This is a genomic window from Streptomyces sp. NBC_01320, from assembly GCF_035974375.1.
Taxonomy (GTDB): Bacteria; Actinomycetota; Actinomycetes; order Streptomycetales; family Streptomycetaceae; genus Streptomyces; species Streptomyces yanii.
In genome coordinates this window covers 6,705,491-6,727,332 of record NZ_CP108390.1, presented here as the reverse complement: position 1 = coordinate 6,727,332, position 21,842 = coordinate 6,705,491, and the positions used below count along the sequence as shown (strand labels likewise).

Here is a 21,842-nt window from a genome sequence, read left to right as displayed (position 1 = left end):
CCGCAACCGGGGGAGGAGCCCCGGTTCCGGGAAGGGGCGGGTGCGCGAACGGGCCCGCCGCAGGCGCCCTGGGCTACGCCGCCTCGCGGAACCGCGTCGTGCGGTGCACCGGATCCGTATCGATCTTCGGAATCACGTGCTCACCGATCAGCCGGATCGAGTTCATCGTGTCCTCGGGACTGATCCCGATCGGCAGCCCGAAACTCAGCTGATCCGCCCCCGCCTGCTCCCACCGCTTGCACTGCCGCAGCACCTCGTCCGGATCCCCGCAGATCATCAGCTCCTCGGCGATCAGCAGCTCGATGATCTCCTCGCTGTACTCGGGCAGCAGCTCCGGCCACTGCGGAATGCCCTCGGGCCGCGGGAACGTGTCGTGGTAGCGGAACAGCAGCGACTGGAGGTAGTTCAGCCCACCGCCGACCGCGATCTCGACCGCCTTGGCGTGCGTCTCGGCACAGATGGCCGTGGACGTCACCATGACGTTGTCGTTGACGAAGCCACCGACCGGCTCCGCGTCCTTGACGGCCGTCTTGTACGACTCGACGGCCCACTCCATGTCCGAGACCTTCTGCACGCTGAAGCCCAGCACGCCGAGGCCCTTCCGGCCCGCCATGGCGTACGAGGACGGCGACCCCGCCGCGTACCACATCGCCGGGTGGGACGTCCCGTACGGCTTCGGCAGGATCTTGCGGGGCGGCAGCGACCAGTGCTTGCCCTGGAAGCCGACGTACTCGTCCTGGAGCCACATCTTGGGGAACTCGGCGATGGTCTCTTCCCAGAGTTCCTTGGTGTGGTTCATGTCGGTGATGCCCGGCATGAACCCGAGGATCTCGTGACTGCCGGCCCCGCGCCCCGAGCCGAACTCGAAGCGGCCTTCCGACAGATGGTCGAGCATGGCGACCTTCTCGGCCACCTTCACGGGGTGGTTGACGGGGGCGAGGGGATTGAAGATGCCGGATCCGAGGTGGATCCGTTCCGTGGCGTGCGCGAGGTACCCCAGGTACACGTCGTTGGCCGAGAGATGCGAGTACTCCTCCAGGAAGTGGTGCTCGGAGGCCCAGGCGTACTTGAAACCGGACCTGTCCGCCTGAATGACGTACTCGGTCTCCTCGATCAGCGCCTTGTGCTCTGCCTCGGGGTCGGCCTCGGCGCGCGCGGCGGGCACGTACCCCTGCACAAACAGCCCGAATTCCAATGAGGTTCACCGTCCTCAATCATTTCTGACACATCGTCAGATTGTGATGCGACCGACTGTTCCACCGGCCGCCCGACCCGTCAACACCTGACGCATCGTCAGGTTTCCTGCCCTCAGAACAGACTGACCCCGGCCAGCCACCCGCCGTCGATGACGAACGGCTGCCCGGTGATGTACGAGGAGTCCTCCGAGGTCAGGAAGAGCGCCAGGGCCGCGACCTCCTCCGGCTGCCCGATCCGCCCCAGCGGCACGAGCTTCCTGTAGAGCTCCGCCACCGCCGCCCGGGACTCCTCCGGGTCCGCGGCCGGATCGAGTGCGGCCGGGTTCGTCATCGCCGTGTCCACGGCCCCCGGGCACACCGCGTTGACCCGTATCCCCTTGCCCGCGAGCTCCACCGCCGCGACCCTGGTCAGCCCGAGCACGGCATGCTTGGTCGCGGCGTACGCACCGACGAAGGCCATGCCGGTGAGCCCGGTGTACGACGCGGTGTTGACGATCGTCCCGCCGCCCGCGGCCTCGATCTCCGGCGCGACGTTCTTGATCCCCAGGAAGGCGCCCACCTGATTGACCTGCACCACCCGCTGGAACTCCTCCAGAGGGGTGGTCACCAGTTCGTTGAACCGGAGAATCCCAGCGTTGTTGACCAGGCCGTCGATCTTCCCGAAGGCATCCCTGGCGGCGGCGACCGCGCCCTGCCACTCCTCCTCCCGGCTCACATCGAGATGCACGAACCGGGCGACCCCCTCCCCCAGCTCCTTCGCCAGCGCCTCTCCCTGGTCGTCGAGCACATCGGCGATCACCACCTGCGCACCCTCCGCGACGAAGAGCCGCGCCTCCTGCTCGCCCTGCCCGCGTGCGGCGCCACTGATGAGGACGACACGCCCATCCAGCTTGCCCATGCCCGTACTCCTCACTGCTGGTCGAGGTATGGAGCGACATCAGCGGCGAACGCCGCCATCTGATCGGTCAGTTCGCCGCGGCTCCGGCTGCGGAACCGCACCTGGATCTGGTGCACGCCCATCGCCCCGTACGCGCGCAGCGACTCGGCGACGGCCTCCGGCTTCCCGCTGAGCGTGCGCCGCCCCACGGCCCAGGCCGGCTCCCCCACGTACAGCGGCTCGGTGATGGCACCGACGACCAGTGGCGCCTCGATACCGGCCTCCTCCCGCAACGCCCGCACCCTGGCGATCTGCCGCGGCAGCCGGTCCCTGGGATCCCCCTGCGGCAGCCATCCGTCACCCCGCAGCGCGGCCCGGCGCACGGCGGCGGACGAGGAACCGCCCACCCAGACCGGAACCCGCTCCTGCGCGGGCCGCGGCCGCTGCCCGAGCCCGCCGAACGAGAACCGTTCCCCGGCGAACTCCGGGTACTCCTCGGGCCCGAGCGCCGCCTTCAGCGCGTCGATGGTCTCGTCGAGCACGGCCCCGCGCCCGTCGAAGTCCGCCCCGAGCGCCTCGAACTCCTCCCGCACGTGCCCGGCCCCGACCCCGAGGATCAGCCGGCCGCCGGACAGATGGTCGAGTGTGGCGTACTGCTTGGCCGTGGCAAGCGGATGGCGCAGCCCGACGACGGCGACATGACTCATCAGCAGGACGCGCTCGGTGATCCCGGCGAGAAAGGCGAGGGTGGCCACCGGGTCGTACCAGACGGTGCTCATGACATCGGCGAGCCGCCGGGGAATCGCGACGTGGTCGCAGCTCGCCAGATAGGCGAAGCCGGTGCGGTCGGCGGTGCGGGCGATCTCGGCGAGATCACCGGGCCCGGCCGAGGCCTCCCACGCTTCCGTATAGATGGTGCTCTGCGACTGGACCGGGAGCTGCATCCCGTACGACAGCCGCCCGGCGGGCAGTATCGGCACCGGGTCGCCTCCCTTCCTCCGTGTCCGCCCCGACCACATCTGACGCTGCGTCATTTTCGGGGCGGGTGCCATCGTCGTACCTGACGATGCATCAGACAAGAGGGGGAGGGGAACATCGGATCCGCCACCCCAGCCGGTCACCGGACACCCGTGGACGGCTGTTGAAACCGGCACTACTCTCGGACGGTCGCTCACGCCCCGGTGGGGCCGATGAGGGGTGTCGGACAGGTGCTCGAATACCGCAGACGGAGGAACCCTCCGAACGCGTTCTACCCGCGACTGCTTCTCCCGTTCGCGTTCCTTGCCCTGCAGGCCACCCACCCCGTGCACATGGCTGTCCAGCCCTGGCACATCGTCCTTCCGGTGATCCTTCTCCTCGCCGCGCGGTGGGCGCTCCACACGCACCGCGGACACACTCTCGTGGGCCCTGACGGCATCACCGTGCGCACGGCCGTGCTCACACGTCGGCTGGCCTGGAGTTCCGTCTACAGCGTGGCCGTCAAGAATCTGGCCGGCCGCCCGCAAGGCGCCATCGACAGGTACGCCTATGTGCGCACCGTGAACGGCCGGGCCATCACTCTCCCGCACGTCGACAACTGGCAGGTGGAGGACGTGGGCGCCCAGGTCGCGGCGATCCGCGCGGCCGGCACCCGGTACGCGGGCCTGACGTGGCACACCCGTCCGGAGATGACGCAAGCCATCCGCCGGCGCGTGGGCCTCGCCAAGGCCCGGGACAGATCCCTGCTCACGGCCCTGGTCGTGTGGTGCGGCATGTTCACACTCTGGGCCGTGCTGCGGTTCACGGACATCCGGTGGAGCACGCAGCTGCTCCTGCTGTGGGTGCCGCTCGCAGTCTTCGCCCTCGTGGCAGCGGTGCTCCACCGGCAGTGGGAATCCCAGGTACCCGAGAACGAAGCGGACTGGTAGGTCCGGGACCGCACGAATGTCGGCAGCGCGCGGTACGGTCGTGCGCGCCGCCCGCCCCGGACCGAGGAGGAGCCGTGTCGACCAGGTGGACCGTGACGCTCGACTGCGCGCAGCCGACCAGGCTCGCGCAGTTCTGGGCCCTCGCCCTCGGCTACGTGCCGAAGCCTCCGCCCGCCGGTTTCGGCAGCTGGGAGGAGTGGTTCGCCCACCACGGCGTCCCGGAGGAGGAGTGGGACGACGGCGCATACCTGTGCGACCCGGACGGTGTGGGGCCGACGTTGTCCTTCCTCAAGGTGCCGGAGCCGAAGATGGCGAAGAACCGGGTTCACCTGGACGTACAGGCCGGCGGCGGCCGGGACACGCCGTGGGAGGAGCGGTGGCCGCGCGTCGTCGAGGCGATCGAGCGCCTGACCTCGGCAGGTGCGACGGTGGTGCGCGAGCACGACATGGACGGCAGGCCCGATCACGTGGAGATGGCCGACCCGGAAGGCAACGAGTTCTGCGTGCTCTGACTCCCGCTCCGTCACTCCGTGCGTGATCCACCGGGCGACGTCTGCACATCACGGCGGAACAGGGCCGTCCACAGGAACGGTTCACCGAAGTACCGGGACTCGGGCGGTTCGTCGCGCATACGGCGCAGTTCGAGCTCCGTCAGATCGGAGAAGATCCGGCGCAGGGACTCGGGTGTGTAGGCGAGCCCGCCGTGGAGGCCGGACTGGCGGTAGAACTCCGCGTCCGGGAGTTCGGAGCCCATCGCTCCGGCTGCGAAGCAGGTGAGGGCGAGATGGCCGCCCGGGGCGAGGGCGCGGTCGAGCAGGGCGAGGTAACTGACGCGGCGGTGCGGCGGCAGATGATGGAAGCAGCCGGAGTCGTGGATCAGGTCGTACGGTCCGCCCAATTCGGCCTCGGCGAGGGCGAAGGCGTCACCGCAGCGGAACCGGATGTCGGCACCGGCTTCGCGGGCGCGCTCCTCTGCCCAGGAGATGGCTGCCGGGGAGAGGTCGACGGCGTCCACCCGGAAGCCCAGGGAGGCGAGATGAAGGGCGTTACGCCCCGGACCGCACCCGAGGTCGAGCGCGCGGCCCGGCGTGATCAGGGATCGGTCGAGGTACGAGACCAGGTTCTCGTCCGGCTTCGCCACGAAGAACGGCACGGGCTTCGAACGGTCGGTGTAGAAACCGTCCCACCAGCCGGCCCCGTCCGCCGTCCATCGATCGGCCTCCGGTGCGAACAGGCCGTCCAGCAGCTTCAACACGTCGTCGACCGTGCGTATGTTCCGGTCCATCGGACCCCCTTTCACGATGGGGAAACGGTAGGGCTGAACGACGTAAAAGCCCAGCTCAGAGGCGATCACGCGGAGTCGCGGACGGCCGTCCGAGAGGCCGCGCGGGGCTGCCGCACCATCACCCCTGCGGCCATGGCCACAGCGTTGCCCACACCCCCGCCGGACGCCGTCAAGGCGGCATTCACGATGACGCTCGCGCACGTTTCTGGACGGAATCGCGCGCGGGCTCCGTGTGCTGTCCCGCCCCGCGCACACCCTTGCCCCGGCGGTCCAGCCCGCCCCCTCCCGGAGAACGGGCGGGACCACCCACCGGACCGGCGTCAGCAGTTCGGAATGACCGTGCCATTGTTGTCGCGCGCCTCGTCGTTGCCCCAGCGCGAGAGGTAGTACGCCGAGACGTACGCGCCGCGACCGTTCTTGCCCGCGTAGACCGTGTCCAGGTCGGTCTTCAGCCACCAGTGGTTGTAGGCACTGCCCGAGCCGACCTGGGCGCCCCACACCTTGCAGTAGACGTAGTTCGTGCCCGCGTTCAGTACGCCCTGTGCGTCAACGGTGTTGGCTGCGGCGTAGCCCGTCGCGTTGGCGAACGTGTCCACCCAGTACTTCCCGCCACCACAGCCGTTGTCACTCGTCAGGTACTTGCTGTAGTACGAGCCGGGGTACGGGGCCAGCGACTGGCCGTTGATCGCGATGGTCTGGCCGACGCCGTTGTACAGCTGCTCGTAGTGGATGTGGGCGCCGGAGCTGTTGCCGGTCGTGCCCGTCACGCCGATCTGCTGGCCCTGGGAGACCGTGACGCCGTCGGCGACGGAGTAGGAGGCGAGGTGGAAGTAGTAGGTCTGCCAGCCGCCACCGTGGTCGATCACGATGTAGTTGCCCGCGCCGCTGGGCTGGGAGTAGCGGTGTGCGGTCCCGCCGGACGAGGCGAGGACCGGGGTCCCCGCGGTGGCCCCGCCGTCCGTGCGGACGAAGTCGAGCGCCGATCTGACCTCCGCCGAATGGTGGCTGTAGGTCCAGGTCTGGCCGCAGGGGAACGGTGCCTTGAAGTTCGGCGCCGCTGCGGCGGGAGTCGCGGTGAGCAGTCCTGCGAGCAGAGCCACGAGGGCCAGCAGGGCGATACGTAGGGATCGCATACGTCCTCCGAGTCGAATCCGGGCGTGGAGTGCGGTGCGGGGCATCAATCCGGGTTGAACGGGCTCAAGAGTGCCGGAGTTTCAGCCTCCCCCATAGACCCACCGGGCCCGGAGGACGTATGTGGGGGCCCAAAGTCGCGAACGGGCGGCAGCGGTGGCCTACTTCCGGTACAGCGCCTCGATCTCCGCCGCGAAGTCCCGTGCGATGGCGTCCCGCTTCAGCTTCAGCGACGGCGTCAGATGCCCGCGCTCCTCCGTGAAGTCCACCGGCAGCACGGCGAACTTACGGATCGACTCGGCGCGTGAGACCAGGCGGTTGGCCTCGTCGACCGCCCGCTGAAGCGTGGCGTGAAGCTCCTCGTCCGCCACCAGTTCACTGAGCGGCACACCCTGCTTCTTGCGCATCTGCCGCCAGTGCGCGAGCCCGTCCGCCTCCAGGGTGATCAGGGCGGTGACGAAGGAGCGGTTGTCGCCGACCACCATGCACTGGCTGACCAGCGGGTGTGCGCGCAGCCAGTCCTCCAGTGGGGCGGGAGTGACGTTCTTGCCTCCCGACGTGATGATGATGTCCTTCTTGCGACCCGTGATCGTGAGGTAGCCGTCCTCGTCGAGGGCGCCCAGGTCACCGGTGGGGAACCAGCCCCCGTCCAGCGCGGGGACCGCCGCACCACGTTCGGTGTCCCAGTAGCCGGTGAACACCTGGCCGCCGCTGAGCTGCACCTCGCCGTCGTCCGCGATCCGTACGGCGGTGCCCGGCAGCGGCCAGCCGACCGTGCCGAGGCGTGGTCTGAGCGGCGGGGTGACGGTGGCGGCCGCGGTGGTCTCCGTCAGCCCGTACCCCTCGAAGATCTCGATGCCCGCGCCCGCGTAGAACGCGGCGAGCCGCCGGCCCAGCGGGGAGCCGCCGCAGATCGCGTACCGGACGTGGCCGCCGAGCGCGGCCCGTATCCGCCGGTAGACCAGCGGGTCGTACAGCGCACGGGCTGCTCGCAGCCCCCAGCCCGGCCCGGGTCCGGTGCCGTGTTCGGCGGCCTCGACGGCCTGCCCGTACCGCTGGGCGATCCGCGCGGCCCGGTCGAACGACGAGGCGCGGCCCATCTTCTCGGCGGTGGCCCGGCCGGTGTTGTAGACCTTCTCCAGCACATACGGGATGGCCGGCAGGAAGGAGGGCCGGAAGGCCGCCAGGTCGGCGAGGAGGTCCTCGGTCTGGATGGACGAGGCATGGCCCAGGCGGACCCGGGCGCGCAGACAGCCGATCGCGACCATCCGCCCGAGGACGTGCGACAGCGGCAGGAAGAGCAGCGTCGAGGCGGGGTACTTGCTGACCGACTTGAAGACGGGGTGAAGGAGTTCGATGGCGTTGTCGACCTCGGCGAAGAAGTTGCCGTGGGTCAGGACGCAGCCCTTGGGGCGTCCGGTGGTGCCCGAGGTGTAGATGAGGGTGGCGGGTGTCCCGGGTTCCAGGGTGGACCGGCGGGCGGCGACGGCGTCGTCGGGGACGTTCTTGCCGAGCTTCTTCAGCCGGCCGAGGGCGCCGGTGTCGAACTGCCAGAGATGGGTGAGATCGCCGAGCTGCTAGCGCTCCTGGCTGATCAGCCGGCCTTGTTCCGCCGTCTCGACGGCGCAGGCGACGGCGCCGGAGTCCTGGAGGATCCAGCGGGCCTGGAAGGCGGAGGAGGTCGGGTAGATGGGGACGGTGACAAGTCCGGCGGCCCATCCGGCGAAGTCGAGCAGCGTCCATTCGTACGTCGTACGGGCCATGATCGCGATCCGGTCGCCGGCCCGCAGGCCCTCCGCGATCAGTCCCTTGGCGACGGCATGCACCTCGTCGGCGAACTGCGCCGCCGTCACGTCCTGCCAGCTGCCGTCGGGTTGCTTGCGACTGAGGACCGCGTCGGCCGGTGCCTCGCGGGCATTGTCGAAGGGGATCTCGGCGAGCGAACCGCGCCGCACGGGCGGCGCGAACGCGGGTACGGAGACCTGGCGCACGGAACCGTCCGCCGCCCTGATCTTCGTCGGCTCGACCAAGGCGGGTGCGGGGGACGTCACGGCGGGTGCGGTGGCGGAAGCGGGCGTGGACACGAGCGGCTCCTCAACTCGGGGGCGGGCGGTGGGCCGGTTCTGTCCGGCGACCGTCTCGTCCTCGGTCGCCGAACGGTCGTGCACAGATCCTCGGCCGCGCCGGGCGACCTGACGCCGGGCGGGCTCGAAACGTCAGGGCGTCCCGGGCGCTACAGGTGTTACGGGCGTTCCAGGATCGCGGTGACTCCCTGGCCGCCCGCGGCGCAGATCGAGATCAGTCCGCGGCCCGGCGCTCCTCGTTCCGCCAGCAGTTCGGCAAGAGTGGCGACGATCCGTGCCCCGGTCGCCGCGAACGGGATGCGGCTACCACCGATGACCGCGACCCGACGCGGGAGGGCGAGGGGGATCAACTCGACCAACTCATCTCGACCAGCTCCTGACTCTTGAGTAACCTTACTCTGCAGTAAATCTACGACCGAGCAGGGAGTCTGGACAATGGCCGACCGCTATCTGCACGTCACCGGCACAGCGCCCGGCCGATTTCTGACCCGGAAGCTCGGGCTGCCGCAGCCCGCGCGGCTGCGCCGCTGGACGCTGGAGACCCAGTCGCTGGACGGCCCGCTCCTGCACCTCACCGCCGGGGACTCCTCGGTCACGGAGGAGCTCGCCGCGCTCCTCGCCGCGACCGGCCTCCCGGTGACGGACCACGCCGGGACGGCCGCCCGCCCGGCGGGAATCGTCCTGGACGCTACGGCAGTTGCCACCGCCTCCGGGCTCGGGGACGTGCACGCGGCGCTGCACCCCGTCATACGTTCGTCGGCGCCGGGCGGACGGATCGTGGTCCTCGGGGTGCGGCCGTCGGCCGACGACCACCACCAGGCGGCAGCGCAGCAGGCCCTCGAGGGGTTCGTACGCTCCCTCGGCAAGGAAATCGGCAGGGGCACGACCGTCCAGCTGCTCCGGATCACGCCGGGTGCGGTCGCCCCGGCCGAATCCACGCTCCGCTTCCTGCTCTCACCCCGGTCCGCGTATGTCAGCGGTCAGGTCGTCGAACTCACCGGCGCCGCGCCCGACCCGGTCACCGACTGGGCCGCGCCGCTCACCGGGCGCACCGCCCTGGTCACCGGTGCGGCGCGCGGTATCGGCGCCTCCGTCGCCTCGGTCCTGGCACGGGACGGCGCGCAGGTCGTCTGCCTGGACATCCCGCAGTCCGCGGACGAGTTGAAGCGCACCGCCGAGCGGCTCGGCGCGACCGCCCTGCCCCTGGACATCACCGCGGACGACGCCGCCGAACGGATCGCCGCCGCGGCCCCCGACGGCCTGGACATCCTCGTCCACAACGCGGGCATCACCCGCGACCGGCGGCTCGCGAACATGCCCGCCGACCGCTGGGCCCCGGTCATCGAGGTCAACCTCGACAGCGTGCTGCGCACCACGGACGCCCTGCTCACGTCGGGCACCGTCAACCGGGGCGGCCGGATCGTCGCGATCGCGTCCATCGCCGGTATCGCGGGCAACAACGGGCAGACGAACTACGCGGCGAGCAAGGCGGGCATCATCGGTCTGGTCCGCTCCCTGGCGCCGCGCGCCGCCGCCGACCACGGCGTCACGGTCAACGCGGTCGCCCCCGGCTTCATCGAGACGAAGATGACCGCCGCGGTACCCCTCCTCATCCGGGAGGCGGGCCGTCGCATGAACTCGCTCTCGCAGGGCGGTCTTCCGGTGGATGTCGCCGAGACGACCGCATGGTTCGCCCAGCCCGCGTCGACGGCCGTCAACGGCCAGATCGTGCGGGTCTGCGGCCAGAGCCTGCTGGGGGCATGACGTCCGATGACTGCCGCTGCCCCTTCCCGGACCCTGACGGCCTCACTCGTGCGGGGCGCACTCACGTCCCCGTTCAAACGCGCCGGCCGGTCCGGCGCCACGCTCGCCGCCGACCGGCTGACGGCCGGAAACGTCCGTATCGCCCCCGGCGCCCTCGCCTCGTACAGCAGGATCTGCGGCTTCCGCGAGTCGGGCCCGCTGCCGCTGACGTACCCCCATGTGCTGGGCTTTCCCCTCGCGATGCGGCTGATGACCGGGCACAAGTTCCCGCTGCCGGTCGTCGGGCTGGTCCACACCTGGATCGAGATCACCCGGCACCGGGCGTCGCCCGCCACAGAACCGCTCGAACTGAACGTCTACGCAGACGTGTTGACACCGCACCGCCGTGGCACCGAAGTCACGATGGTGACGGAGGCGCGCTCGCACAATGAGCTGGTCTGGGATTCGCGCAGCGGCTATCTGTCCCGCCACTCGACCACAACCGCTGCCGCTCCCGCGGCTGTCGGCGCGGCCCCTGCCGCCGAGCTCCCCGCCGTCGCCGAGTGGCGGCTCCCCGGCGATCTGGGACGTCGCTACGGGGCGGCGTCCGGTGACCGGAACCCCATCCATCTGTACCCGCTGACCGCCCGGCTGTTCGGCTTCCCGAGGGCCATCGCGCACGGCATGTGGACGGTCGCCCGCTGCCTGGCCGAAGCCGACGATCCGGGCCGGATCCGTTCCGTACGCGCCGACTTCAAAGCGCCGGTCCTGCTCCCGGCGACGGTGACGTACGCGGCGGACGGCTCAGGCTCCGCCTTCCAGCTCCGCAGCGGCAGCCGGATCCACCTCGCGGGGTCGACGACGCGGGACGGCGGGGGACCGGATTCGTGACCGGCTGCCGCTACCTCTGACCGGCGAACGTGTTCGGCGGCAGCCACGGGCGGCCGTGCATGAGGTTCTCCAGACCCGCCCAGGCGAAGTTCATCAGCGTGGCCGCGGCCTCCTTCGCCGAGACGCCCGGGGTGTCGTTCGCCCAGCCGGCGAGCGACTCGGCGGCCCCCACGAGGGCCTGCGCCAGTCCCGCCACATCGCGGTCCGGAAGTGCCGGATCATGGTGGGCCTCACGGGCCGCGGCACCGATCAGACCCGTCACGAACGCAACGATCTCGTCGCGCATCACCATGACCTCGGTGGCGAACGGTTCCCCGTGCGTACGCGCCTGCCGGTGCAGCACCGCCCAGCCGTCCGGGTTCTCCGCGGTGTGCGTGAAGAATGCCCGCAGCCCGGCCCACAGTTGCCGATCCGCCGGAAGCCCCGGCTCCACCCCCGATTGCACCGCTGCGACCAGCGCTTTCGCCTCGCGCTTGATGCAGGCGGTGAAGAGCTCCTCCTTGGAATTCAGATACAGATAGACCAGCGGCTTGGACACCCCGGCCAGCTCCGCGATCTCGTCCATCGACGCGGCCCGGTATCCGCGCTGCCCGAACGTCTGTACCGCGGCGTCCATCATCTGCTGCTCGCGCACGGCACGCGGCATCCGTTTGCTCTTCACAGCACCCACGTCCGACTTCCTCCCGCCCCCACTGTCCTACCCCTCGGTAAGAGTACGGCGCGGGCCCCTGGCCCGTCGTACGAAGAAGACTTCCGCGGCCGCCGAGTGGCCGGTTATACCCGCACAACGGCGAGCGCCCCCGCTCCGTCGACGGACGGACCGGGGGCGCTCGGCGGAAGCTGTGGTCGTTACGCGGCGACCGGCACGCTCACCTGCTGCTCCGCGTCGCGCACCTCGATGTCGTCGATCGGGGAGGACGAGGCCGAGTGGTACGCGTCGAGGTCGAGGATCTTCTCGCGGGCCGACACGATCACCGGGACCAGTGCCTGGCCGGCCACGTTGGTGGCCGTACGCATCATGTCCAGGATCGGGTCGATGGCCATCAGCAGACCCACACCCTCCAGCGGCAGACCCAGCGTCGACAGCGTGAGAGTCAGCATGACCGTCGCACCGGTGAGACCGGCGGTGGCCGCCGAGCCGATCACCGAGACGAACGCGATCAGGATGTAGTCACCGACACCCAGCTGCACGTCGAAGATCTGGGCGATGAAGATCGCGGCCAGCGCCGGGTAGATCGCGGCGCAGCCGTCCATCTTCGTGGTCGCCCCGAACGGGACGCTGAAGCTCGCGTACTCCTTCGGGACGCCGAGACGCTCGGTGACCTTCTGAGTGACCGGCATCGTGCCGACCGAGGAGCGGGAGACGAAGGCCAGCTGGATCGCGGGCCAGGCGCCCTTGAAGAACTGGATCGGGTTGACCTTGGCGACGGTGGCGAGCAGCAGCGGGTACACGCCGAACAGCACCAGGGCGCAGCCGATGTAGACGTCGGCGGTGAACGTCGCGTACTTGCCGATCAGGTCCCAGCCGTAGTCGGCGATCGCATAGCCGATGAGGCCGATGGTGCCGATGGGGGCCAGACGGATGACCCACCACAGCGCCTTCTGGAGAAGCTCCAGGATCGACTCGCTGAGAGTGAGGATGGGCTGGGCCTTCTCGCCGAGCTGGAGCGCGGCGATACCGGCGACGGCGGCCATGAAGACGATCTGCAGGACGTTCAGCTCGGTGAACGGGGTGATCACGTTCTCCGGGATGATGCCGGTCAGGAAGTCGAGCCAGGAGCCCGCACCCTCCGGCAGCTTGCCGTCCTTCGGGGTCAGACCGGTGCCCGAACCCGGGTTGGTGATCAGACCGATCGCGAGGCCGATGGCGACCGCGATCAGCGAGGTGATCATGAACCAGAGCAGCGTGCGGGTGGCCAGCCGGGCGGCGTTGTTGACCTTGCGCAGGTTGGTGATCGACACCAGGATCGCGAAGAAGACGAGGGGCGCGACGGCCAGCTTCAGCAGCTGGACGAAGATGTGGCCGACCTTGTCCAGCGTGGTGTAGAGCCAGTTGATGTCCTGGCTGCGGGCGAGCCACCCGAGCAGCACACCGAGGACGAGACCGGCGACGATCTGGGCCCAGAACGGGACCTTGGGTATACGGAAACCGGAACCGGAGCCGGACGGCTTGCCGGTGCCGGCGGTGGCGGACGCGGGATTCGCGGACACGGACACACTCCTGATGTGACGCATCGGGGCGCACGGGAACGAGACGGGGGGACGGGGGTGCGGCGCCCGCGTCAGGGGCGGCGCCGCTGCATGGTGCCGGTTCGACGTAGCGGCTAACAGACCGCGGACATACAGCGGCAGAGATCGACATGCAGGCGCGCCACGAGCGGAATGCTCGCCGAACGGCGGGGGCGCACAGCTGTCTTCATGTCGAACACATTAACACTCGAACTTTGAGAGCCTCAAAGGTCTTCTTTGGGAAACCATGACCCGCCCGGCCCCGGGGAACGGCGAAACCCCAGTACATGAGCGGGAAGCTCGGTACTGGGGTTCCGAAGAGAATCTCTACGGGTGTGAGGAACCTTACGTATTCCTTGCCCGACCCTCACGCGGCCCTCACGGGCTCCACGCGCCTCGCTACGCGACGCCGTCCTCCTGGTCCTGGTTCGCCGCCAGCCGCGCCTTGGCACGGTCGATCCTGGGGGCGATCTGCGCGGACATCTCGTCGCGCTGCTTGCGCAGCAGGACGTAGCTGAGGGGCGCGGAGAGAAGCAGGGCCAGCAGGATGATCCAGATGACGTTGGACCCGCCGAGCCCGGACGGCAGCAGACCGTAGGTGACAGCCACGGCGACGACGGCGAGGCAGCCGACGAAGATGCTGAGGCGCATCAGGGTGTACCGGATCGTTGCGCTCGGCTTGGCAGCGGACACGGCTGGCCTTCTCTCTACGTACGACAATCCTGCCCGACCAGTGAAGCATGCCCCGAAATCGATCACTTCGGCGGGCAGGAGCAGCAGGAAGACGCCTGCGGTCAGTCCAGCGGGAGCAGCATGATGATGTCGTCGCGGTCGTCCCCGTCGGCGACCCGGATCGCGCCCGGCACCCGCCCGACCTCCTTGTAACCGCACGACATGTAGAAGCGGTCGGCGCCGGTGCCGCCCCGGCAGGTCAGCCGGATCGCCTCGATACCCTCGAACCCGCGGGCCGCCTCCGCCACGGCGGACATCAGACCGCGGCCGTAGCCCTTGCCCTGGTGCCGGGGGTGGACCATCACCGTGTAGATCCAGAGCCAGTGGGTCATCAGCCGGTGCGTGTTGTGGGCGAGGAAGGCGGTGGCGGCCACGGCGCCCTCCTCGTCGTACCCGACCAGCAGCCGGGTGCGTCCCTCGGCCATCGAGACGAGATGCTTGACCAGCTCGGGCCGGATCTCCTCGGTGGTGACGGGCGGTATGAAACCGACGGCTCCGCCCGCGTTGGAGACATCGACCCAGAGCGCGATGATGCCGTCCCGCAGCGTGCCGTCGAACTTGGGGTCGAGCTCAAAAGTAAGTGCCATGAGGGCAGATTAACTATTACCGAATGAGTGGCTCAAGAACCGTCCGGTACGCGAGAAAGCCCCAGCCGGGGACGGCGGCCGGGGCTTTCGTACGGAGCGGTACGCAGGGACGCGCCGGACGTCAGACGCGCATGGGCTGCGGCGCCTCGCGACGGTCCGCGTCCGGCCCCGGGTACTCGCGGATGATCTCGTACCGGGTGTTGCGCTCGACGGGGCGGAAGCCCGCGTCCCGGATCAGGTCCAGCAGGTCGTCACGGCCGAGCTTGTTCGGCGTGCCGTAGTTGTCCGCGTCGTGCGTGATCTTGTACTCGACGACCGAGCCGTCCATGTCGTCCGCGCCGTGCTGCAGCGCGAGCTGGGCGGTCTGCACACCGTGCATCACCCAGAAGACCTTGACGTGCGGGACGTTGTCGAAGAGCAGACGCGAGACCGCGAAGGTCTTGAGCGCCTCGGCGCCGGTCGCCATCGTCGTCCGCGCCTGGAGCTTGTTGCGGACCTTGCCGTCCTTCATGTCCACGAAGTCGTGCTGGTAGCGGAGCGGGATGAAGACCTGGAAGCCACCGGTCTCGTCCTGCAGCTCGCGCAGTCGCAGCACATGGTCGACGCGGTGACGCGGCTCCTCGATGTGCCCGTACAGCATCGTCGCCGGGGTCTTCAGACCCTTCTCGTGCGCGAGGCGGTGGATGCGCGACCAGTCTTCCCAGTGGGTGTCGTGGTCCACGATGTGCTGGCGGACCTCCCAGTCGAAGATCTCCGCGCCGCCACCGGTCAGCGACTCCAGACCGGCCTCGATCAGCTCGTCGAGGATCTCGGAGGCGGAGAGCCCGGAGATGGTCTCGAAGTGGTGGATCTCGGTGGCGGTGAACGCCTTGAGGGAGACCTGCGGCAGGGCTTCCTTCAGCGCGCTGAGGGAGCGCGGGTAGTAGCGCCACGGGAGGGTGGGGTGCAGCCCGTTGACGATGTGCAGCTCGGTGAGATTCTCGCCCTCCATCGCCTTCGCGAGGCGGACGGCCTCCTCGATGCGCATCGTGTACGCGTCCTTCTCGCCCGGCTTGCGCTGGAACGAGCAGTACGCGCACGAGGCGGTGCACACGTTCGTCATGTTGAGGTGCCGGTTGACGTTGAAGTGCACGACGTCACCGTTCTTGCGCGTGCGCACCTCGTGGGCCAGGCCGCCGAGCCAGGCCAGGTCGTCCGACGCATAGAGGGCGATGCCGTCCTCACGGGTCAGCCGCTCCCCCGCACGGACCTTCTCCTCCAGCTCGCGCTTGAGCCCAACGTCCATGCGGCTGCCTCCCAGATGTCTCTGACGTGCTGTGCGTTCCACCGGATTCCACCGTGACACCGGCAGAAACCCCCGGTCACCCGGGGGCTCCACCACGTTACGCCTACGACTCCTCGGGGAGTTCCCCGACCCGGTTCTCCCACTTGGTGGAGAGCACGATCGTCGTACGGGTCCGGGAGACGCCCTTCGTGCCGCTGAGCCGGCGGATGGTCTTCTCCAGGCCGTCGACGTCACCGACCCGCACCTTGAGCATGAACGAGTCGTCGCCCGCGATGAACCAGCAGTCCTCGATCTCCGCGAGGTCCTTGAGCCGGCGCGCGACGTCCTCGTGGTCGGCAGCGTCGGAGAGCGAGATGCCGATCAGGGCCGTGACTCCGAGCCCGAGCGAGGCGGCGTCGACGGTGGCACGGTACCCGGTGATGACACCGGCGGTTTCCAGCCGGTTGATGCGGTCGGTGACGCTGGGCCCGGAGAGCCCGACAAGCCGTCCCAGCTCGGCGTACGAGGCCCTGCCGTTCTCCCTCAGGGCCTGGATGAGTTGCCTGTCCACCGCGTCCATATGACTGAAACCTTCCATTGTTCAGCAGTACCGCGAGTCTACGTGTAGAATCTAAGGCATACAGAGCGCACGCCCTGTAAATCTTTCAGATATTCCAAGAAGTGCTTTCGAATCCTCAGGAGTGACAACACCGTGTACACGATCGAGATGGCCTACGCCCGGATGCGCGAGCTGCAGGACCTGGCCAACCGCTCGCGTGCCCACCAGCCCGCCGCCGCGCACCGGATCGACAAGACCCGCACCCCGCGCGCCCCGAAGAAGCGCTGAGTCCCGCCGGGACGAACCCGGCCTCAGTCACGGGAGCCACCGAGCTTCCCCTCCCACCGGCGGTAGAGCTGGTGCGGCACCCCTGCCGCGTCCAGCACCCGCCCCGCGACGAAGTCCACCAGATCCTGGATGTGCGTCGCACCCGCATAGAACGCCGGAGAGGCGGGCAGCACCACGGCGCCCGCCTCGTCCAGGGTCACCAGATGCTTCAGCGTCGATGTGTTCAGCGGAGTCTCGCGCACCGCGACGACCAGCTTCCGCCGCTCCTTGAGCGTCACGCTCGCGGCCCGCTGCAGCAGATCCTTCGAGAGCCCGAGCGCCACTCCGGCCACACAGGCCGTCGAGGCGGGAACGATCAGCATCCCCTTCGCCGGGTACGACCCCGAGGACGGCCCGGCCGCGAGATCGCCGGCCGCCCAGTGCTGTACGCCGTCGAGCTCCGCATCGCCCACCTCGAAGGTGTGCGGCTTCCCGTCCGCGCCGCGGGCCAGCCAGCTCCGCAGGTCCTCCTGCCAGCGTGCGTCGCGGAAGGCGATCCCGGTCTCGTCCAGCAGCGTCAGCCGCGAGGCCCGGCTCACCACCAGGTCGACGCTCTCACCCGCGGCCAGCAGACCACGCAGCACGGCGGCGGCGAATGGTGTACCTGAAGCGCCCGAAACCCCGACAATCCAAGGCTGCCGCCGCTGCTGACTCACTGAAGTCCCGGATTCCACACCCCGAGCCTATCCGGCGCAGAAGTTGCGGAACCGAGCGAGGGGCTCCGTGCGTTCCGACAGATGAAGGACAGGCCGTCGACGGCCATGGACAGGCCAAGGACAGGGGGCGGCCATGACCGGTACCCGTACAGGCACCTCCGCGCGGGCGATGACGGCCGGCGCGCTGATGCTGGGCTGGATCACACTGCTGTGGGTGCTGGAAGGCATCGACACGGCGACCGGTCAAGCACTCGACACCTACGGCATCACTCCGCGCGAGCCGGCCGAACTCCTCGACATCGTGCCCGCCGCATTCCTGCACAGCGGGTGGGAGCATGTCGCCTCCAACACCGTCCCGCTGCTGATCCTCGGCTTCATCGCCGCCCTCGGCGGGATACGCCGGTTCGCCGCCGTCGTCCTGACCGTCATCGTCGTCAGCGGCCTCGGCGTCTGGCTGACCGCGCCACCGCACACCGTCACCCTCGGCGCGTCCGGCGTGGTCTTCGGCCTCTTCGGTTATCTGCTGGTCCGCGGCTTCGTCGACCGGAGGCCGCTCGACGTCGTGGTGGGCGTCGTGATCGCCGCGGTCTACGGCTCACTGCTGTGGGGAGTCCTGCCGACAGACTCCGGGATCAGCTGGCAGGGGCACCTGTTCGGGCTGATCGGAGGGGTGGGCGCAGCCTTCGCGTTCCGCCGCCCGCGCCGTACCACCCGCCCCGTACCCCCCGCCTTCACGGTGTGAGGCCGCGCACCAGCAGGTCCAGCAGGGCACATGCGAACAGCGCGATCCCGATGAATCCGTTGACGGAGAAGAACGCCCGGTTCAGCCGGGACAGATCGTGCGGCCGCACCACGCGGTGCTCGTACACGAACGCCGCGGCGACGATCACCATGCCGATCCAGTAGAACAGCTCCGCACCCGTCGCCAGACCGAACCAGACCAGCAGCCCGGTCGTCACCGCATGGCAGACCCGTGCCCCCCACAGCGCGGCCGGGATCCCGAAGCGGGCCGGCACCGAGAACACACCGTGCGCGCGGTCCGCCTGAACGTCCTGGCAGGCGAAGATCAGGTCGAAACCGCCGATCCAGACGCCGACCGCGAGACCGAGTATCACCGCGTCCCACGACCAGCTGCCGGTGACCGCCAGCCAGGCACCGATGGGCCCTATGGCCTGCGCGATGCCGAGGATGGCGTGCGGGTAGTGGGTGAACCGCTTGCCGTACGGATAGACGACCATCGGTACGACGGCGATCGGCGCGAGCGCCAGACACAGCGGGTTCAGCAGCGCGGCGGCGCCGAGAAAGACGACGACCGCGACGAGCGCGCCCGTCCACGCCGACTTCACTGAGACGGCACCGGTGACCAGCTCACGGCCGGCGGTACGCGGATTACGGGCGTCGATCTCGCGGTCGATGATCCGGTTCGCGGCCATGGCGAATGTCCGCAGCCCGACCATCGCGACGGTGACGAGCAGCAGGCGCACCCAGTGGATGTTCTCGTCGAGGTGGAACATCGCGGTCAGCGAGGCGATGTAGGCGAAGGGCAGCGCGAAGACCGAGTGCTCGATCATCACGAGCCGCAGGAACGCCTTGACCCTGCCGGTCGGTTGCGCGGGCCCGGGGCCCAGCGTCGCTTCGGCCGCACTCACAGCCCGTACTCCTTCCACCGGCGGTCGACCTTCGCCGCCGTCTCCGGGTCGGACTCGACCATGTCCGGCCAGCCCCCGTCCCGGGTGTAGCCCTCCTCGGGCCACTTCTTCGTCGCGTCGATGCCCGCCTTGCCGCCCCAGAACTGCTGGTAGGAGGCGTGGTCGAGATGATCGACCGGGCCTTCGGTGACGGTGAGGTCCCGGGCGTAGTCGGTGTTGCCGAGCGCCCGCCAGGCGACCTCGTGCAGATCGTGGACGTCGCAGTCGGAGTCCACGACGACGATCAGTTTGGTCAGCGACATCATGTGCGCGCCCCAGATGGCACTCATCACCTTCTGGGCGTGCTTCGGATACTTCTTGTCGATCGAGACGATCGCACAGTTGTGGAAGCCGCCCGCCTCCGGCAGGTGGTAGTCCACGATGTCCGGCACGATGATCTTGAGCAGGGGCAGGAAGAACCGCTCGGTGGCCCGCCCCAGCGGCCCGTCCTCGGTCGGCGGCCGGCCCACCACGATCGACTGGAGCAGCGGACGCTTCCTCATGGTCACGCAGTCGATGGTCAGCGCGGGGAACGGTTCCTGCGGCGTGTAGAACCCGGTGTGGTCGCCGAACGGCCCCTCGGGAAGCATCTTCCCGGGCTCCAGCCACCCCTCGATGACGACCTCCGCCTGCGCCGGGACCTGCAGCGGCACGGTCTTGCAGTCGACCATCTCGATCCGCTTGCCCTGGATGAACCCGGCGAACAGGTACTCGTCGATGTCCCCGGGCAGCGGGGCGGTGGACGCGTACGTCACCGCGGGCGGCGCCCCGAACGCGATCGCGACGGGCAGCCGCTCCCCGCGCTTGGCGGCGACCTGGTAGTGGTTGCGGCTGTCCTTGTGGATCTGCCAGTGCATCCCGATGGTGCGCCGGTCGTGGCGCTGGAGCCGGTAGAGCCCCAGGTTCCGTACGCCGGTCTCCGGGTGCTTGGTGTGGGTGAGGCCCAGGTTGAAGAAGGAGCCGCCGTCCTCGGGCCAGGTGAAGAGTGCGGGCAGCCGGTCCAGGTCCACGTCGTCGCCGGTGAGGACGACCTCCTGCACGGGGGCGCTGTCCGACTTCACCTTCTTCGGCGGCACGTGCACCATCGAGCCGAGCTTGCCGAACGCCTCGCGCACTCCGACGAAGCCGTGCGGCAGCTCCGGCTTCAGCAGGCCGCCGATCTTGTCGCTGATATCGGCGTACGACTTCAGTCCGAGCGCCTTCAGCAGTCGCCGGTCGGTCCCGAAGACATTCATGGCCAGGGGCATCGACGAGCCCTTGACGTTCTCGAAGAGCAGCGCGGGGCCGCCCGCCTTGTTCACGCGGTCGACGATCTCGCCGACCTCCAGGTAGGGGTCGACCTCGGCCTTGATGCGCTTGAGCTCGCCCTCGCGCTCCAGCGCCCGGAGGAGGGAACGAAGATCGTCGTAAGCCATGCGGTCCAGTTTGGCATCCTCCCTGACATCACCTGCCAGGGCTCCCCCACCTCAGCCATCGGCCGCTGCGGTTGCACACCGGGAATCCGGCGGCCCGGTTGACGCTTCACGGCCCCGGCCGACGCCTGGAGGGCTCCACGTCCTGTAACCGCCATGCCCGGCGGCCAGTGCGTTCTTCGCCCCAACCACATCCGCATGTTCGGCACGGGAACAAGCAGTGCACACAAACTCCGCTTGGCTCTTGCGGGAGGCTGCGTCCACTCGCTTGCACACCGGAACACGTCCGGGAGGTGCAGGCGGGGTTGATCTTCCTGATACGGGTGCCGGTCGTTTTTACGCGTGCCCATTTCCGTGAGAGCCGCTCCACCCGGAGGCTCTCACCGTCGGGGACCCTCATCGAAGGCTGCCAGTGCGTCTTCGACTTCCAGCGCACAGCCCACGTTCCGCGTGTGCGGCACGTCGGAAACGCGCGAGGCCGGTTTCACCGACACCCAGGTGTACGGCGTCGAGGGCCCCGCCTGGGCCCTGCTGAAAGCAACCGAGCAGCACACCGGTGAATCGCTCACCGAATCGCGGATGTTCGCCTCCGCGCTGGCCGCGGCCCGCATGGCAGAGCCGTACCCCGACATGCTCGCCGCCAGCTCCCACCTGCTCGCCGTGGGACGCAATTGACACCGGCTACCCTGGGCCCGTCACCGGGGCGGGACAGTGCCCCGCCATCTCTCCGTGGGGGGACCCTTCCACCATGTTCCGGGCCTTGATCTATCTCCTGCCTCTGGCGCTGACGATCTACGCGTTCATCGACTGTCTGAACACCCCGGAGGACGAGGCCAAGCACCTGCCGAAGATCGCCTGGGTCTTCATCATCCTGCTCTTCTGGATCGTCGGCCCGATCGTGTGGCTGGCCGCCGGCAAGCTGCGCCAGGCGCCCGCCGGAGGCCGTACACCCTCCGAATGGCACCGCAATCACCGCCACGAGTGGGTGGCGCCGGACGACAATCCGGATTTCCTGAAGGCGCTGAAGGAAGAGAACAAGAAGGACGAGTCGCTCCTCAAGGACTGGGAGGCCGATCTGCGCCGCCGCGAGGAGGAGCTCAAGCGCCGGGAGAGCGGGGCCGGTCCCGAGGGGTCCGCTCCGCCCGCCTCGTAGCGCAAAGGCTCAGGGATACACCAGCTGCCCCGGCCGTTCGAGCAGGGGAAGCCGTGCTGTCCGCTCCAGCGGGGCCGGGCGCTTCGAGGGCCGCGCGCACCACGTGCAGGGAGCGGCGGTC

General features: G+C 69.2%; 21 protein-coding genes and 3 pseudogenes. 8 read left to right on the top strand and 16 right to left on the bottom strand.

All coding sequences use genetic code 11. The annotated features are described in order from the left end of the window. Positions 1-73: 73 nt before the first annotated feature. From OG395_RS30665 to OG395_RS30655, 3 genes are all read right to left on the bottom strand, one after another. Positions 74-1,195 carry an LLM class flavin-dependent oxidoreductase gene (locus OG395_RS30665; RefSeq protein WP_327245814.1) on the bottom strand — a complete coding sequence of 374 codons (1,122 nt, stop codon included), beginning with the start codon at positions 1,193-1,195 and terminating at the stop codon, positions 74-76. A gap of 113 nt (positions 1,196-1,308) precedes the next feature. Next, positions 1,309-2,094, bottom strand: coding sequence for an SDR family NAD(P)-dependent oxidoreductase (locus OG395_RS30660; protein ID WP_327245813.1), 786 nt, complete (start codon positions 2,092-2,094; stop codon positions 1,309-1,311). Positions 2,095-2,105: 11 nt separating this feature from the next. Further along, complete coding sequence (locus tag OG395_RS30655; RefSeq protein WP_327245812.1) at positions 2,106-3,053, bottom strand: LLM class F420-dependent oxidoreductase; 948 nt, start codon at positions 3,051-3,053, stop codon at positions 2,106-2,108. Positions 3,054-3,263: 210 nt separating this feature from the next. Here OG395_RS30655 and OG395_RS30650 point away from each other — a divergent pair, with 210 nt between their 5' ends. Together OG395_RS30650 and OG395_RS30645 are read left to right on the top strand one after the other, a co-directional pair. Continuing rightward, complete coding sequence (locus tag OG395_RS30650) at positions 3,264-3,980, top strand: PH domain-containing protein (RefSeq protein WP_327245811.1); 717 nt, start codon at positions 3,264-3,266, stop codon at positions 3,978-3,980. Between the two features lie 74 nt (positions 3,981-4,054). Then, entirely contained in the window at positions 4,055-4,492 is a 438-nt protein-coding gene (locus OG395_RS30645; RefSeq protein ID WP_327245810.1) for a VOC family protein, read from the top strand. An 11-nt stretch (positions 4,493-4,503) separates the two neighbouring features. Here the strand turns inward: OG395_RS30645 and OG395_RS30640 are convergent, their stop codons facing one another. The 4 genes and pseudogenes from OG395_RS30640 to OG395_RS30625 form a co-directional block, all read right to left on the bottom strand. After that, positions 4,504-5,265: a class I SAM-dependent methyltransferase gene (locus OG395_RS30640; protein ID WP_327245809.1), complete on the bottom strand. Its 762-nt coding sequence runs from the start codon at positions 5,263-5,265 to the stop codon at positions 4,504-4,506. 320 nt (positions 5,266-5,585) lie between these two features. Continuing rightward, positions 5,586-6,398 (bottom strand): M23 family metallopeptidase, encoded by an 813-nt coding sequence (locus OG395_RS30635; RefSeq protein WP_327245808.1) that lies wholly within the window; start codon positions 6,396-6,398, stop codon positions 5,586-5,588. A gap of 159 nt (positions 6,399-6,557) precedes the next feature. After that, positions 6,558-8,480, bottom strand: a pseudogene (locus tag OG395_RS30630) (AMP-dependent synthetase/ligase). A gap of 158 nt (positions 8,481-8,638) precedes the next feature. Next, positions 8,639-8,821 (bottom strand): annotated as a pseudogene (locus tag OG395_RS30625) (acetyl-CoA C-acetyltransferase); the annotation flags it as partial. Positions 8,822-8,915: 94 nt separating this feature from the next. Between OG395_RS30625 and OG395_RS30620 the strand changes: the two are divergent. Together OG395_RS30620 and OG395_RS30615 are read left to right on the top strand one after the other, a co-directional pair. Next, on the top strand, positions 8,916-10,244 hold the full coding sequence (locus OG395_RS30620; protein WP_327245806.1) for a 3-oxoacyl-ACP reductase: 1,329 nt from the start codon (positions 8,916-8,918) through the stop codon (positions 10,242-10,244). Between the two features lie 6 nt (positions 10,245-10,250). Beyond that, positions 10,251-11,114: a MaoC/PaaZ C-terminal domain-containing protein gene (locus tag OG395_RS30615; RefSeq protein WP_327245805.1), complete on the top strand. Its 864-nt coding sequence runs from the start codon at positions 10,251-10,253 to the stop codon at positions 11,112-11,114. Between the two features lie 10 nt (positions 11,115-11,124). Here the strand turns inward: OG395_RS30615 and OG395_RS30610 are convergent, their stop codons facing one another. From OG395_RS30610 to OG395_RS30585, 6 genes are all read right to left on the bottom strand, one after another. Continuing rightward, on the bottom strand, positions 11,125-11,760 hold the full coding sequence (locus tag OG395_RS30610; RefSeq protein WP_327249503.1) for a TetR/AcrR family transcriptional regulator: 636 nt from the start codon (positions 11,758-11,760) through the stop codon (positions 11,125-11,127). Positions 11,761-11,963: 203 nt separating this feature from the next. Then, a complete protein-coding gene (locus tag OG395_RS30605; RefSeq protein ID WP_327245804.1) occupies positions 11,964-13,325 on the bottom strand; it encodes a dicarboxylate/amino acid:cation symporter in 1,362 nt (453 codons plus the stop codon). A gap of 417 nt (positions 13,326-13,742) precedes the next feature. Beyond that, positions 13,743-14,036 (bottom strand): DUF4229 domain-containing protein, encoded by a 294-nt coding sequence (locus tag OG395_RS30600; RefSeq protein ID WP_327245803.1) that lies wholly within the window; start codon positions 14,034-14,036, stop codon positions 13,743-13,745. Between the two features lie 101 nt (positions 14,037-14,137). After that, positions 14,138-14,662, bottom strand: a complete 525-nt coding sequence (locus OG395_RS30595; RefSeq protein ID WP_327245802.1) for a GNAT family N-acetyltransferase — start codon at positions 14,660-14,662, stop codon at positions 14,138-14,140. A gap of 121 nt (positions 14,663-14,783) precedes the next feature. Beyond that, positions 14,784-15,947, bottom strand: a complete 1,164-nt coding sequence (mqnE, locus tag OG395_RS30590) for an aminofutalosine synthase MqnE (RefSeq protein ID WP_266984551.1) — start codon at positions 15,945-15,947, stop codon at positions 14,784-14,786. Between the two features lie 103 nt (positions 15,948-16,050). Beyond that, positions 16,051-16,506, bottom strand: a complete 456-nt coding sequence (locus tag OG395_RS30585; protein ID WP_266984550.1) for an Lrp/AsnC family transcriptional regulator — start codon at positions 16,504-16,506, stop codon at positions 16,051-16,053. Between the two features lie 132 nt (positions 16,507-16,638). Between OG395_RS30585 and OG395_RS30580 the strand changes: the two genes are divergently transcribed. Continuing rightward, positions 16,639-16,773 carry a hypothetical protein gene (locus OG395_RS30580; RefSeq protein WP_266984549.1) on the top strand — a complete coding sequence of 45 codons (135 nt, stop codon included), beginning with the start codon at positions 16,639-16,641 and terminating at the stop codon, positions 16,771-16,773. Positions 16,774-16,796: 23 nt separating this feature from the next. Here OG395_RS30580 and OG395_RS30575 read toward each other — a convergent pair whose 3' ends face one another. Next, entirely contained in the window at positions 16,797-17,468 is a 672-nt protein-coding gene (locus tag OG395_RS30575) for a UbiX family flavin prenyltransferase (protein WP_327245801.1), read from the bottom strand. A 133-nt stretch (positions 17,469-17,601) separates the two neighbouring features. Here OG395_RS30575 and OG395_RS30570 point away from each other — a divergent pair, with 133 nt between their 5' ends. Continuing rightward, on the top strand, positions 17,602-18,210 hold the full coding sequence (locus OG395_RS30570) for a rhomboid family intramembrane serine protease (RefSeq protein ID WP_327245800.1): 609 nt from the start codon (positions 17,602-17,604) through the stop codon (positions 18,208-18,210). Here the strand turns inward: OG395_RS30570 and mqnP are convergent. Next, complete coding sequence (gene mqnP, locus OG395_RS30565) at positions 18,200-19,117, bottom strand: menaquinone biosynthesis prenyltransferase MqnP (protein WP_327245799.1); 918 nt, start codon at positions 19,115-19,117, stop codon at positions 18,200-18,202. The two genes, OG395_RS30570 and mqnP, sit on opposite strands and share 11 nt — an antisense overlap. Continuing rightward, positions 19,114-20,571 (bottom strand): menaquinone biosynthesis decarboxylase, encoded by a 1,458-nt coding sequence (locus tag OG395_RS30560; protein ID WP_327245798.1) that lies wholly within the window; start codon positions 20,569-20,571, stop codon positions 19,114-19,116. The genes mqnP and OG395_RS30560 overlap by 4 nt, the downstream gene beginning before the upstream one ends. A 462-nt stretch (positions 20,572-21,033) precedes the next feature. On the opposite strand from OG395_RS30560, the pseudogene OG395_RS30555 reads away from it, so the two are divergent. Both OG395_RS30555 and OG395_RS30550 read left to right on the top strand, forming a co-directional pair. After that, positions 21,034-21,243, top strand: a pseudogene (locus OG395_RS30555) (SAM-dependent methyltransferase); the annotation flags it as partial. A gap of 73 nt (positions 21,244-21,316) precedes the next feature. Next, entirely contained in the window at positions 21,317-21,721 is a 405-nt protein-coding gene (locus tag OG395_RS30550; RefSeq protein ID WP_327245797.1) for a PLD nuclease N-terminal domain-containing protein, read from the top strand. Positions 21,722-21,842: the final 121 nt, after the last annotated feature.